Source organism: Streptomyces sp. CA-142005 (assembly GCF_050942335.1).
Classification (GTDB): domain Bacteria; phylum Actinomycetota; class Actinomycetes; order Streptomycetales; family Streptomycetaceae; genus Streptomyces.
The window spans coordinates 5,238,581-5,251,965 of sequence record NZ_CP192078.1 but is presented as its reverse complement, the minus strand read 5'-3'; the positions used below and the strand labels follow the sequence as shown (position 1 = coordinate 5,251,965).

General features: G+C 70.5%; 10 protein-coding genes. 4 read left to right on the top strand and 6 right to left on the bottom strand.

Translation table 11 applies throughout. The features are described 5' to 3' along the window. Positions 1-98 precede the first annotated feature (98 nt). Both ACQPXS_RS24655 and ACQPXS_RS24650 read right to left on the bottom strand, forming a co-directional pair. Positions 99-1,409 (bottom strand): MFS transporter, encoded by a 1,311-nt coding sequence (locus ACQPXS_RS24655; RefSeq protein ID WP_433451420.1) that lies wholly within the window; start codon positions 1,407-1,409, stop codon positions 99-101. Further along, the gene (locus ACQPXS_RS24650) at positions 1,406-2,080 is read right to left on the bottom strand and encodes a GntR family transcriptional regulator (protein ID WP_433451419.1); all 675 of its coding nucleotides are present in this window, start codon (positions 2,078-2,080) and stop codon (positions 1,406-1,408) included. The genes ACQPXS_RS24655 and ACQPXS_RS24650 overlap by 4 nt, the downstream gene beginning before the upstream one ends. 225 nt (positions 2,081-2,305) lie before the next feature. On the opposite strand from ACQPXS_RS24650, the gene ACQPXS_RS24645 reads away from it, so the two are divergent. Continuing rightward, entirely contained in the window at positions 2,306-3,217 is a 912-nt protein-coding gene (locus ACQPXS_RS24645) for a D-alanyl-D-alanine carboxypeptidase family protein (protein ID WP_351803030.1), read from the top strand. 179 nt (positions 3,218-3,396) lie between these two features. After that, positions 3,397-4,395 (top strand): BRO-N domain-containing protein, encoded by a 999-nt coding sequence (locus ACQPXS_RS24640; RefSeq protein WP_433451418.1) that lies wholly within the window; start codon positions 3,397-3,399, stop codon positions 4,393-4,395. Positions 4,396-4,482: 87 nt separating this feature from the next. On the opposite strand, the gene ACQPXS_RS24635 is transcribed toward ACQPXS_RS24640, so the two are convergent. Genes ACQPXS_RS24635 through pdhA form a run of 3 tightly spaced genes read right to left on the bottom strand, consistent with a single transcriptional unit; the run spans position 4,483 to position 8,108 of the window. Next, positions 4,483-5,883 (bottom strand): dihydrolipoamide acetyltransferase family protein, encoded by a 1,401-nt coding sequence (locus tag ACQPXS_RS24635; RefSeq protein ID WP_433451417.1) that lies wholly within the window; start codon positions 5,881-5,883, stop codon positions 4,483-4,485. Between the two features lie 10 nt (positions 5,884-5,893). After that, positions 5,894-6,871: an alpha-ketoacid dehydrogenase subunit beta gene (locus ACQPXS_RS24630; RefSeq protein ID WP_433451415.1), complete on the bottom strand. Its 978-nt coding sequence runs from the start codon at positions 6,869-6,871 to the stop codon at positions 5,894-5,896. 1 nt (position 6,872) lies between these two features. Further along, the gene (gene pdhA, locus ACQPXS_RS24625) at positions 6,873-8,108 is read right to left on the bottom strand and encodes a pyruvate dehydrogenase (acetyl-transferring) E1 component subunit alpha (protein ID WP_351803021.1); all 1,236 of its coding nucleotides are present in this window, start codon (positions 8,106-8,108) and stop codon (positions 6,873-6,875) included. Between the two features lie 517 nt (positions 8,109-8,625). Between pdhA and ACQPXS_RS24620 the strand changes: the two genes are divergently transcribed. After that, the gene (locus ACQPXS_RS24620) at positions 8,626-9,642 is read left to right on the top strand and encodes a phosphotransferase (RefSeq protein WP_433451414.1); all 1,017 of its coding nucleotides are present in this window, start codon (positions 8,626-8,628) and stop codon (positions 9,640-9,642) included. A gap of 57 nt (positions 9,643-9,699) precedes the next feature. On the opposite strand, the gene ACQPXS_RS24615 is transcribed toward ACQPXS_RS24620, so the two are convergent. Further along, a complete protein-coding gene (locus ACQPXS_RS24615) occupies positions 9,700-11,349 on the bottom strand; it encodes a protein kinase domain-containing protein (protein WP_433451413.1) in 1,650 nt (549 codons plus the stop codon). 343 nt (positions 11,350-11,692) lie between these two features. On the opposite strand from ACQPXS_RS24615, the gene ACQPXS_RS24610 reads away from it, so the two are divergent. Beyond that, a complete protein-coding gene (locus ACQPXS_RS24610) occupies positions 11,693-13,354 on the top strand; it encodes a protein kinase domain-containing protein (RefSeq protein ID WP_433451411.1) in 1,662 nt (553 codons plus the stop codon). The last annotated feature ends 31 nt before the right edge of the window (positions 13,355-13,385 follow it).

Below are 13,385 nucleotides of genomic sequence, written 5' to 3'. Positions count from 1 at the left end.
GGGGGCGGGCGCCGCGCAACTGCGCGCAGCCGCCCCACGGTGACCACGGGCCCGGCCGGCTCACGGGAAACGGCCGGCGCGCGGGTGGGAGAGCGCTGCTAAGCCGCGGGCACGTGCACCGTCTCCACCCGGCTCGCCACCAGCCGCTCCCGCTCACGCCGGGCCGCCCGCCCACGAAGCCGCAGAATCTGGGACACCCCGAGCGCCTGCAACACGAACACGACCGAGAACGCCACGGAGTAGTCGTCCCCGGTGGCATCCAGCAGCACCCCCACCGCGAACAACGTCGTCATCGAGGCGACGAACCCACCCATGTTGGTGATCCCCGACGCGGTCCCCTGTCGCTCGGGCGGGTTGGCCGGCCGCGCGAAGTCGAATCCGAGCATCGAGGCCGGCCCACACGCCCCCAGCACCGCACACAGCACCACCAGCAGCCACATCGGCGCATGCGAACCGGGATACAGCAGCGTCACCGCCCACACGGTCGCGGTCGCCCCCACGGTGCCCAGCGCCAGCGGCAGCCGCGCCGCGTGGTGCCGGGCGACGATCTGGCCGTAGACCAGCCCGATCACCATGTTGGCCAGCACGACGAGGGTGAGCAGCTCACCGGCCGTGGCCCGGCTCAGCCCCTGCGCCTGCACCAGGAACGGCAGGCCCCACAGCAGCAGGAACACCATCGCCGGGAACTGGGTGGTGAAGTGCACCCACAGCCCGAGGCGCGTCCCCGGCTCCCGCCAGGCCGCCGCGATCTGCCGGCGGACGTACGCCGCGCCCTGGTGCGGAGCCGGCTCGGGCTCGTGCCCCTCGGGGTGGTCCTTCAGGAACAGCAGGGTCAGCACGAGGACGACGACACCCGCGAGCGCGCTCCCGGCGAACGCCCAGGTCCATCCGACGCCGTGCAGCAGCCGGGCGAGGACCAGCGTGGAGACCAGGTTGCCCGCCATGCCGACCAGCCCCGCGAGCTGCGCGACCAGCGGCCCGCGCCGGGCCGGGAACCAGCGGGTGCCGAGCCGCAGCACGCTGATGAAGGTCATCGCGTCCCCGCAGCCCAGCAGGGCGCGGGAGGCGAGGGCGGTGCCGTACGAGGGGGAGAAGGCGAAGCCCAGCTGCCCGGCGGTGAACAGGACCGCGCCGATGCTCAGCACCTTCTTCGTGCCGAGCCGGTCGACCAGCAGGCCGACGGGTATCTGCATGCCGGCGTAGACCAGCAGCTGGAGGATGGAGAACGTCGACAGTGCGGAGGCGTTGACGTGGAAGCGGTCCGCCGCGTCCAGTCCCGCCACGCCCAGCGACGTACGGAAGATGACGGCGACGAAGTAGACGGCGACGCCGATGCACCACACGGTGACGGCGCGTCGGCCGCCCGGCGGATCACCCGGAAGGGTGAGGTTCCGCTCCGGACCGCTCATCGGACCTCACCCCGCGCGAGGTGCTCGAACCAGCTCACATGCCGGTGCACGACCCCCACGGCCGCCTCCGCGTCCCCGGCGCGCAGCGCGTTGAGGATCTCCTCGTGCTCGGCGAGCGTCTTGGCGATCCGGTCGGGGTGGGAGTGCATCACGGCGACGCCCATCCGCAGCTGCCGGTCGCGCAGCTGGTCGTAGAGCCGGGACAGGATCTCGTTGCCGCCGCTGCGCACGATCTCGGCGTGGAAGTTGCGGTCGGTCACCGCGGCCGCGGCCAGATCACCGGCGGCGGCCTGCGCCTTCTGCAGCTCCAGCAGCTCGGTCAGCCTCGCCAGCAGACCGGGCGGAGCGGGTACGGCCTTGCGGGCGGCGTGCTCCTCGACCAGCTGCCGGGTCTCCACCACGTCCGCGATCTCCTGCGCGGAGACCGGCAGCACCAGCGCGCCCTTCTTCGGGTAGAGCCGGATCAGCCCCTCGACCTCCAGCCGCAGCAGCGCCTCCCGCACGGGCGTGCGGGAGACCCCGACGGCCTCGGCCAGCTCCCCCTCGGTGAGCAGGGTGCCGCCCTCGTAGCGGCGGTCCAGGACGCCCTGCTTGACGTGGGCGTACACGCGGTCGGCGGCGGGCGGGGGCTTGGGGTCCCGGCGGGTGTGCTGTTGTACGGCCGTCTGCATGTCCACAGCATAGATACAACACGTACGCATGCGGCGGTGACGTCCAGCATCCGGACCTCATGGACGGCGCGCCGGAACGCATGGCAGGCGGTGTGACGGAGATCGCACCCAGCGACCGCACAACCTTCTGTGCTACTTACGTGTCCCACACGTGCGGCCCTCTGCTCTTGCCACCTCAACTTGGCCGCACTTCAGGGGCATTCACGACAATCGGGGTACATCACTTTGATTACCGGTATCAAGGGCATCCGCAGCACGCGCATCCGCAGAGCCGTCGCCGTCGCCGTCAGCTCCGGCGCGCTGGTCGCGACCGGTGCCCTCACCGCGGCGCCCGCTCAGGCCGTCACCACGCCCTCGATCATCGCCAAGGGCGGCTTCGCGATGAACAACGCGAGCGGCACGACGCTCTACACCAAGGCGGCGGACACCCGGCGTTCCACCGGCTCCACCACCAAGATCATGACCGCCAAGGTCGTGCTCGCGCAGTCGAACCTCAACCTCGACAAAAAGGTGACGATCCAGAAGGCGTACAGCGACTACGTCGTCTCCCACAACGCCTCCCAGGCCCACCTGATCGTCGGTGACCAGGTCACCGTCCGCCAGCTGCTGTACGGCCTGATGCTGCCGTCGGGCTGCGACGCCGCCTACGCGCTCGCCGACACCTACGGCACCGGCACCACCCGCGCCGCGCGCGTGAGCAACTTCATCAGCAAGATGAACGCCGCCGCCAAGAGCCTGAACCTGACGAACACGCACTTCGACTCCTTCGACGGCATCGGCAACGGCAGCAACTACTCGACGCCGCGCGACCTCACCAAGATCGCCAGCAGCGCGATGAAGAACTCGATGTTCCGCACGATCGTCAAGACGAAGTCGTACACGGCGAAGACGATCACCAAGACGGGCAGCACCCGCACGATGGCCCCGTGGACCAACACCAACGGTCTGCTCAGCAGCTACAGCGGCACCATCGGCGTGAAGACGGGCTCCGGCCCGGAGGCCGGCTACTGCCTGGTCTTCGCCGCCACCCGCAACAACAAGACCGTCATCGGCACCGTCCTCGCCTCCACCTCCATCCCGAACCGGGAGTCGGACGCGAAGAAGCTCCTCAACTACGGCTTCGCCAAGCTCGGCTGACACACCCCCAGGCACACACGGGCCCGTCGCACACAGCGGCGGGCCCGTTCTGTTACGGACGGCGGGGACCCGCGTCGTCCGGCGTTTTCGGCGATCTTCACCCTGAATCGTGAACTTCACCCTTGCGGTTGGCATATTCGGATTCCTCCGCTCTACGTTCCGCAGCGGAGGTGGTTCACATGAGCGAACCCAGCAAGCGACCCGACTCGTCCGAACGGCACGAGGCGATCGACATCAGCGACTTCGTGTACGCGGCGACCGGAGCCCGTGTGCGGAGGGTGATCATGCCGGACGGGAGTCACTGGTTTCCGGCGGTGGATGTGTGCAAGGAACTCGGCTACACCACGCCCCGAAAGGCACTGACGGACCATGTCCCGGAGGGCAATCGAGAAAGTCTCGAGACAGTGACTGGAAGTCACTGTCTCAGCATTCCCGCAGGTAGGGAGTGGCGCCGAGACTTGCAACTCATTGATCTGCAAGGTCTCATCCTGCTCGTGCAGGCCTGTACGAAGCCCGCCTGCGCCCCCTTCAAGCAGTGGGTCGCCGAGGTGATCGAGACGATCCAAAGGGAAGGTTCCTACACCCTGGAAAAGGCCGAGGTACAGCCCACCGAACCGGGCGCCCCGATCGCGTACGCCATGCCCGAGCAGGTCGCCGAGGCCATCGTCCGGCTGGAGGCGCACAACCTTGAGCTGGACGAGGAGTTGGCGAACGGGCAGCGCAAATCGATCGAACTGCAACAGCAGACGCTGGTCCTGCAGCAGCAAACCGTGGCCCTGCAGCGCGAGATGCTGGCCACGCAGAAGGCCACGCTCGCCGTGCAGCAGGCCATGGTCCGGGCGCTGGAACGGATCGCGGACCGGCTCGACGCGCTGGTGATGGAAGGCCGGACGCCTCGTGAGCACGTCAAGGCGCTGCCCACCACGGCATCCGTCCTGGCCGACTGGCGGCAACGGCTGTCCGTCACGGCCGACGTATGGACCGTGGCCGTAGCGATCGCGCCCGTTCTCGTGGAGAAGGGTGAGCTGCGCGAGCCGCTGGAATCCATCGCGGCCCGCACCGGGCTCTCGGTGCACCGGGTCAACGAATGTCTGCGGCTGCTGCGCAAGCACGCCTGCATCCGCTCCCGCGGCGGAGCCGGGGACGGTGCGCCCGTGTACGTGCTCAACCAGGCGTGAGAGCCGGACCTCGAAGAAGAGGGGGCGGTCGCAATGCGTGTTTGCGGCCGTCCCCTCAACGCGTCGAGGCTACCCGCCCCGGGGCCGTCATGCCCAGGTGATCAGCCTCTTCGGCTGCTCCAGGATCGCCGCCACGTCCGCCAGCACCTTCGAGCCCAGCTCGCCGTCGACCAGGCGGTGGTCGAAGCTCAACGCCAGGGTCGTCACCTGACGCGGCTTCACCTTGCCCTTGTGGACCCAGGGCTGGAGCTTGATCGCGCCGACCGCGAGGATCGCCGACTCACCGGGGTTGAGGATCGGCGTGCCGGTGTCGACGCCGAAGACACCGACGTTGGTGATGGTCACCGTGCCGCCCTGCATGGCCGCGGGGGACGTCTTGCCCTCGCGGGCCGTCGCGACCAGCTCGCCGAGCGCGGAGGCCAGTTGCGGGAGCGTCTTGTCGTGCGCGTCCTTGATGTTCGGCACGATCAGACCGCGCGGGGTGGCCGCCGCGATGCCCAGGTTGACGTAGTGCTTCTGCACGATCTCCTGGTTGGCCTCGTCCCAGGACGCGTTGATCTCCGGGTTGCGCTTGATGGCGACCAGCAGGGCCTTGGCGATCAGCAGCAGCGGGTTGACCCGCAGGCCCTGCATCTCCTTGTCCTGCTTCAGTTCCTCGACCAACTTCATCGTGCGGGTCACGTCGACCGTCACGAACTCGGTCACGTGCGGCGCGGTGAACGCCGAGCCGACCATCGCCGCCGCCGTGGCCTTGCGGACGCCCTTGACCGGGATACGGGTCTCGCGCGCGCCGTCGTAGGACGCGACCGGTGCCGGTGTCACCGGGGCAGCGGTGACCGGGGTCGGTGCCGGCTCCGCCGGCTTCGGCGCGGCCGCCGCGTGGACGTCGTCGCGGGTGATGATGCCGTCCGGGCCGGACGGGGTGATCGTGGCGAGGTCGACGCCCAGGTCCTTGGCCAGCTTGCGCACCGGCGGCTTGGCCAGCGGGCGGGGCTTCTCGGCGAGCGCGGCGTGACCGTGGCCGTTCAGCTCCGCCTGGACCGCCTGGGCCGGCGCCGGGACGCTCACCTCGGGGCCCTTGCGGGGCCGGCGCTTGGTGGAGGACGTCGACACGCCGTAGCCGACCAGAACCGGCTGGCGGCCCTCCGGCTTGGCCTCGGGCTCCGGCTCCCCGGCGGCCGCCGGTGCCGGCTTCGGCTGCTCCGCCGGGGCCTCGGCGGGTGCCGCGCCGGCCACCTCCACCGCGATGATGGACGTGCCCACGTCGACCGTGGTGCCCTCGGGGAAGTGGAGTTCGCGGACCACGCCGTCGTAGGGGATGGGCAGTTCGACGGCCGCCTTGGCGGTCTCGACCTCGCACACCACCTGGCCGTCGGTGACCGTGTCACCCGGCTGGACGTACCACTTGAGGATCTCGGCCTCGGTGAGTCCCTCGCCGACGTCCGGCATCTTGAACTCGCGTACGGACGCTTCCGTCATCGTCGTCACGACCTTCTCCTCAGTACGCCAGCGAGCGGTCGACGGCGTCGAGCACGCGGTCCAGGTCCGGCAGGTACTCCTCCTCCAGGCGGGCCGGCGGGTAGGGGGCGTGGTATCCGCCCACTCGCAGGACCGGTGCCTCCAGGTGGTAGAAGCAGCGCTCGGTGATCCGGGCGGCGATCTCCCCACCGGAGCCGAAGAACACCGGGGCCTCGTGGACCACGACCAGGCGGCGGGTCTTCTCCACCGAGGCCTGGATGGCGTCGAAGTCCAGCGGGGAGACCGAGCGCAGGTCCAGGACCTCCAGGGACTTGCCCTCCTCGGCCGCAGCCGCCGCGACCTCCTGGCACAGCTTCACCATCGGGCCGTACGCCGCCAGGGTGAGGTCGGTGCCCTCGCGGACGACCTGGGCCTTGTGCAGCGGGGCGGGGATCGCCTCGAGGTCCACCTCGGCCTTGTCCCAGTAACGGCGCTTCGGCTCGAAGTAGATGATCGGGTCGTCGCTCTGGATGGCCTGCTGCATCATCCAGTACGCGTCCGACGCGTTCGAGGGAGACACGATCTTCAGGCCCGCCACGTGCGCGAACAGGGCCTCGGGGGACTCCGAGTGGTGCTCGACCGCGCCGATGCCGCCGCCGTAGGGGATGCGGACGACGACCGGCATCTTGACCTTGCCCAGCGAGCGCGCGTGCATCTTCGCGAGCTGGGTGACGATCTGGTCGTAGGCCGGGAAGACGAAGCCGTCGAACTGGATCTCCACCACCGGGCGGTAGCCGCGCAGCGCGAGACCGATCGCGGTGCCGACGATGCCGGACTCCGCCAGCGGGGTGTCGATGACCCGGCTCTCGCCGAAGTCCTTCTGGAGGCCGTCCGTCACCCGGAACACGCCGCCGAGCTTGCCGACGTCCTCACCCATGACGAGGACCTTGGGGTCCTCCTCCAGGGCGCGGCGCAGCGACTCGTTGATGGCCTTCGCCATCGCCATCTTCTCGGCCATCTCAGCGACCCCCTTCAGCTGCGTCCGCGAACGACGCCTGGTAGGCGGCGAACTGCGCTCGTTCCTCGTCGACGAGCGCGTGCCCGTCCGCGTACACGTTCTCGAAGATGGCGAAGTGGTCCGGGTCGGGCATGGCGCGGACCGCTTCGCGCACTCGTTTGCCCAACGCCTCGGACTCGGCCTCGAGTTCCGCGAAGAATCCCTCGTCCGCGTGGTTTGCGGCCTCCAGGTACCGGCGAAGGCGCAGGATCGGGTCCTTGGCCTCCCAGGCCAGCCGCTCCTCGTCGCCGCGGTAGCGGGTGGGGTCGTCGGAGGTGGTGTGGGCGCCCATGCGGTAGGTGTACGCCTCGACCAGGGTGGGGCCCTCGCCGCTGCGGGCGCGCTCCAGCGCCCACTTGGTGACGGCGAGGCAGGCCAGCACGTCGTTGCCGTCCACGCGTACGCCCGGGAAGCCGAAGCCCTGCGCGCGCTGGTAGAGCGGTACGCGGCTCTGCTTCTCGGTCGGCTCGGAGATCGCCCACTGGTTGTTCTGGCAGAAGAACACGACGGGGGCGTTGTAGACGGCGGAGAAGGTGAACGATTCGGCGACGTCGCCCTGGCTGCTCGCGCCGTCGCCGAAGTAGGCGATGACCGCGCTGTCGGCGCCGTCCTTGGCCACGCCCATCGCGTAGCCGGTGGCGTGCAGCGTCTGGGAGCCGATGACGATCGTGTACAGGTGGAAGTTGTTGCCGTTGGGGTCCCAGCCGCCGTTGTTCACGCCGCGGAACATGCCGAGCAGGTTGGTCGGGTCGACCCCGCGGCACCAGGCGACGCCGTGCTCCCGGTAGGTCGGGAAGACGTAGTCGTCGTCGCGCAGCGCCCGGCCGGAGCCGATCTGGGCGGCCTCCTGTCCCAGCAGCGAGGCCCACAGGCCCAGCTCGCCCTGGCGCTGCAGGGCGGTGGCCTCGGCGTCGAAGCGGCGGGTCAGCACCATGTCGCGGTACAGGCCGCGCAGGTCTTCGGGGGTGATGCCGGCGACGTAGGCGTCGTACTCGGCGTTCTTGACCCGCTTGCCCTCGGGCGTCAGCAGCTGTACGAGCTGCGGTTCGGTGCCCTGCTGGGCGGCGGCGCGGGTGGTGCGCCGGGTGCCGGTGGCTCCGGACTTGGTACCGGTCGTGCCGGTCTTGCTGCCGGTGGTGCCGGCTTTGCCTGCGGCGCTGCGTCGCGGCTTGCGCGCGGCACTGCTGTCCACGGTCACGTGTGCTCCTCCGTCGTTCCGGCCCCCGGGGTTGCCGGTAGGCCAGTGCGGCTCACCTGTTTCGACCACCGGGCACGGGGTGGGTGCCACTCGGCCGGGAACAGGCGTGACAGGTGCCCCGGCGAGCGCCCTGCAACCATCACGTTACCCAGTGCTCCACATTTCTGTGAAACCCCACCTGACCTGCGATTTTGCTTGGATTTCCAAGTAAATCGAGGAAGAGTGCAAGCGTGCTGGTCACAGCCCTGCTTCAACGCCGAAGCAACGGAACGTTAACCCGCTCACCCGGGTCACGGGAAGAGTCGAATTGTTTGCGTGTGCCATGGGCTGCGCCGCTTATGCCGTCCGTATCCCGGCCGAGAAGAACGGAAGTGGCGGACCATTTGATAAAGCCCTCGGCATGATCATCGCGTGACCGAAAGCGATCGCCGGCGACCGCCTGTGACAAGCCCCAGCTCACGGCGGTTTTTCGTGCCCTAACATCTGCGGCGTGCCGCGCTCATGTGTACCACTCCTTGTGTCCCACGCGCCCCCTCTGGGCGCCCTGCTGCGCCTGTACGCCGCCGGTACCGCCCTCGCCTGTGAGCCGGTCGACCAGGGACTGCTGAACCGCGGCTACCGACTGCGCACCACCCGCGGCCGCTATTTCCTCAAGCACCACTTCGACCCCGACACCGCCGACCCGGCCGCCATCGAGCGCCGGCACCGCGCCACCCAGCGCCTGGCCGACCTCGGCGTCCCGGTCGCCGTACCGCTCGCGCACCGCGAGGGGCGTACGGTCGCCGTCGTCGGCGGCCACGCCTACGCCCTGCACCCGTGGATCGACGGCAGGCACCGCCACGGCGGGCAGCTCACACGCGGGGAGAGCGCACGCCTCGGGGCGCTCCTGGGCGCCGTGCACGCCTGTCTGGAGCGCGTGATGCCACCCAAGGGGCGCACGCGCCCGGCCACGAGCCCCCACCCCGTGGAGAGCGCCGACCCCTCCGACACCTTCGCGCTCATCGACGACCTGCTCGCCCATGTGCGCCGGCACCGCCCCGCGGACGCCTTCGACGAGCTGGCCCGGCACCGGCTGCTGGAACGCCGGGCGCTGCTGGAGCAGCACGCGGACCGGCGCCCGCCGCGCGGCGGCTCCGTGGGCTGGGTGCACGGCGACTTCCACCCGTTCAACGTGCTCTACAAGGACGACGCCCCGGCGGCCATCGTCGACTGGGACCGGCTCGGCGTGCAGCCCCGCGCCGAAGAGGCCGTGCGCGCCGCGGCGATCTTCTTCGTGCGCCCCGCGGGCGCCCTGGACCTGCCGAAGGTACGCGCCTACGCGCGCGCGTACCGGCGCACGGCCGGTGCCGGGGCCGCGGAGCTGGCGGCGGCGGTGCACCGGGTGTGGTGGGAGCGGCTGAACGACTTCTGGATGCTGCGCTGGCACTACGAACGGGGCGACAGGCGCGCGGACTGCCAGTTCCCGGCCGCGTCGGCGCTCGTGGTGTGGTGGACGCGCGCGTACGAGGCGGTGCGCGAGGCGTTCACCGAGTGACGGCGCCCCTGGCACAACCGCTCAGGGGGACGCCGTCAGCGGCGAGGCCGGGGTGCTTCAACCGGTGGGCAGGCCCGTGCCGCCGTCCGTCGTGGCGCCGGTGTCCGTGCCGCCGTCCGTCGTGCTGCCCGTGCCACCGTCCGTCGTGGCGCCGGTGTCCGTGCCGCCGTCCGTCGTGCTGCCCGTGCCGCCGTCCGTCGTACCGGTGCTCGTGCCGCCGTCCGTCGTGGTGCCCGAGGACTGCGACGGGGAGGTCTGCGGGTCCGTGGGCTCGTCGGTCGGGCCCGTGGACTGCGACTGCGACGTCTGCGGGTCCGACGGGGTGTAGCCGGAACCGCCCGAACCCTGGTCCGAGCCGTCGTCGGTGGCGGTGTCCGACGGCTGGTCGGTGGTGTCGTCCGACGGGGCCGGGGAGTCCGAGTGGTCCTTCGTGGACGTCGAGTGCGTCGCCGGCGGCTTGGTGTCGGTGTCGTTCCCGGTGCCGTTGCCCGTGTGCTGGAGCGCGAACGCGACGCCCGCCGCGATCGCGATGACCGCGAGGACGGCGAGGATCCACAGCTTGCCGCGGCCGCTTCCCCTGTTGCCGTGTCCCTCGAAGCCGCCGTCGTCGCCGCCTCCGTAGCCCTGCGGCAGGATCGGCTGGGGGATCTGCGCGGTCCCGTGACCGAAGTCGCCCGGGTGCTGCATCGCGGTCGTCCCCGCGAAACCGCCCGCAGGAGTGTGCCGGCCGTCGTGCACATCCACCGGACCGGTGTTCCAGGTGCCGGTGTGCCCGCCCTGCTCGTACAGCATCTGCAGGCCGTACTGGACCAGGCCGCGCATCTCCTCGGCCGTCTGGAACCGGTCGTCCGGCTCCTTGGCGAGCGAGCGCATGACCAGGCCGTCCAGCTCCGGCGGGCAGCCCTCGGAGGCCTCCGAGGGCGGGGTCGGGATGTCCTGGACGTGCTGGTAGACCACCGACAGCGGGGTCTCGCCGGTGAACGGCGGCCGCAGCGCCAGCAGTTCGTACAGCAGGCAGCCGGTCGCGTACAGGTCGGAACGGTGGTCGACGGCCTTGCCGAGCGCCTGTTCCGGGGAGAGGTACTGCGGCGTGCCCATGACCATGCCGGTCTGCGTCATCGTGGTCGACGCGCCGTGCAGGGCACGCGCGATGCCGAAGTCCATCACCTTGACGGCGCCGCTGTTCGTGATGATCACGTTGGCGGGCTTGATGTCGCGGTGCACGATGCCGTGCTGATGCGAGTAGGCGAGCGCGTCCAGCACCCCGGAGACGATGATCAGGGCCTGCTCGGGGCCCGGCGCCTCGGCGTTCAGCAGCAGGTCGCGGATGGTGCGGCCCTCGACCAGCTCCATCACGATGTACGGCACGGACTGACCGCCGACGAAGTCCTCGCCGGAGTCGTACACGGCGACGATCGCGTGGTGGTTGAGGCCGGCGACGGACTGCGCCTCACGCGTGAAACGGGCCTTGGAGACCGGGTCCTCCGCCAGGTCCGCGCGGAGCAGCTTCACCGCGACGGTACGGCCGAGACGGACGTCCTCGGCCGCGAACACCTCGGCCATGCCGCCCCGGCCCAGCCGGTGCGTCAGCCGGTACCGGCCGTCGCCGACGAGCCCGCCGTTGCCCCATGCCTCCGGCGCGTCCGACATGCCGCCGCCACTCGCCTCGGGGTCGGACGGGCCCTGGGCGCGCTGCGTCTGTGCCATCAGTCCTCGCCGTCGTTTCTGCCCGCGGTGCGCGCGGTGTTGTCACGGTCTCCGTCGGCCACGCTACAGCCTCCACGCGAGCCACCGGTTCGGAACCGGAACCGGGACCGGCCGAAGCCGGACCGGCCATGAAACCTCTAGCACGCGCTGTCGTGCAAATTCTGTGTGGCGGCCGTACGCCCCCTGTAACGCTTGCGCGACGCTTCCTGCCCGTACGGTCACGGAACGGGCACCGCGCTTGACGTGTCAGTGCCCTGGGGCAGACTTGGCCGGGAATGACACATTCGATCAAGGTCCGTGCGATGAGCGAAGGCGCCGGACGGCCAGTGGGGGACACGGAGAGATGAGCCAGGACGGCGCACACGGCCGGTACTCGGGGCAGTCGCTGGCCGGCGGCCGGTACCAGCTGCGGGACCTGCTCGGCGAGGGCGGCATGGCCTCGGTACACCTCGCGTACGACGCCGTGCTCGACCGCCAGGTCGCGATCAAGACCCTCCACACGGAACTCGGCCGGGAGCAGGCCTTCCGCGAGCGCTTTCGCCGCGAGGCCCAGGCCGTGGCGAAGCTCACGCACACCAACATCGTCTCGGTCTTCGACACCGGCGAGGACGATCTCGGTGGCCTGACCACTCCGTACATCGTCATGGAGTACGTCGAGGGCCGCCCGCTGGGCTCGGTCCTGGAGCAGGACATCCGCCAGTACGGCGCGATGCCCGCCGACAAGGCGCTGAAGGTCACCGCGGACGTGCTGGCCGCGCTGGAGATCAGCCACGAGATGGGGCTGGTCCACCGCGACATCAAGCCGGGCAACGTGATGGTGACCAAGCGCGGCGTGGTCAAGGTCATGGACTTCGGCATCGCCCGCGCCATGCAGTCCGGTGTGACGTCGATGACGCAGACCGGCATGGTCGTCGGCACCCCGCAGTACCTCTCACCCGAGCAGGCCCTCGGCCGTGGCGTGGACGCCCGTTCCGACCTGTACTCGGTCGGCATCATGCTGTTCCAGCTGGTCACCGGGCGACTGCCGTTCGACGCGGACTCCCCGCTGGCCATCGCGTACGCGCATGTGCAGGAGGAGCCGGTCGCGCCCTCCTCGATCAACCGTGCGCTGCCGCCCGCGGTGGACGCGCTGGTCGCCCGCGCGCTGAAGAAGAACCCGAACGAGCGCTTCCCGACCGCCGAGGCCATGCACGACGAGTGCCTGCGCGTCGCCGCGTCCCTCCAGGCGGCCGCGCCGAGCATCGTGCCGGGCGCCGGGCCGACGCAGAGCGGTGCGGGGGTCGGCTCCGCGGTGTTCCCGCCGGTCGACCGGACCGCCCAAGCGGCCCCCGGGCCGGTCCAGACGCCGTACCAGCCGGGGCCGTACGGCGCCCCGCAGACCCCTCCGCAGACGCCCGCCCCGGCATACGGCTATCCGCAGCAGGGACAGCCGACCGGCTACCAGACGCCGCCACCCATGGGGTACGGCCCGCAGGCTCCGCAGGCCGCGACGACCCCGCCGCCGTACGCGGTCTCGCCGCAGACGGCCGCGCCGCCGTCCGCTCCGGGCGGCGGGGGCAAGAGCAACAGGCCGGTGATCATCGGCTCGGTCGTGGTGTCGATCGTCGCGGTCGTCGCCCTGATCGTCGCGCTGACGATGAACAAGGGCGGCGGTGACGACAAGGGCGGGGGCGGCGGCGCGAGCGCCTCGGCGTCCGCCTCCCATCAGGCGGGCTACCGCGGGCCGGACCGGACCCGGGTGATCGACAAGTCCAAGTGCACGGACCCGACGGAGTCCTGGAACGACGAGAGCAAGGTGCAGTTGCCCGACTTCCGGTACAAGGACATCAACTCGGTGAAGGCCTGCTTCCAGGCCGCGAAATGGCAGTACAAGGTCAAGCCCGAGCCCGACAACACCTGGGGCGACGGCACCGTGCTGGACCAGTTCCCCGCCGCGGGCACGAGCATCGACCCGAAGAACCCGGGCACCATCGAGCTGAGCGTCTCGACGGGCAATCCCAGCTGAACAGGCTTCTCGCACAAAGGTCGGGCCCGGC

What these genes read in the sequence shown, in the direction of transcription:
- ACQPXS_RS24655 (WP_433451420.1), bottom strand. Translation starts at nt 1,409, where the DNA reads ATGAGCGGTCCGGAGCGGAACCTCACCCTTCCGGGTGATCCGCCGGGC.
- ACQPXS_RS24650 (WP_433451419.1), bottom strand. Translation starts at nt 2,080, where the DNA reads ATGCAGACGGCCGTACAACAGCACACCCGCCGGGACCCCAAGCCCCCG.
- ACQPXS_RS24640 (WP_433451418.1), top strand. Translation starts at nt 3,397, where the DNA reads ATGAGCGAACCCAGCAAGCGACCCGACTCGTCCGAACGGCACGAGGCG.
- ACQPXS_RS24630 (WP_433451415.1), bottom strand. Translation starts at nt 6,871, where the DNA reads ATGGCCGAGAAGATGGCGATGGCGAAGGCCATCAACGAGTCGCTGCGC.
- ACQPXS_RS24615 (WP_433451413.1), bottom strand. Translation starts at nt 11,349, where the DNA reads ATGGCACAGACGCAGCGCGCCCAGGGCCCGTCCGACCCCGAGGCGAGT.
- ACQPXS_RS24610 (WP_433451411.1), top strand. Translation starts at nt 11,693, where the DNA reads ATGAGCCAGGACGGCGCACACGGCCGGTACTCGGGGCAGTCGCTGGCC.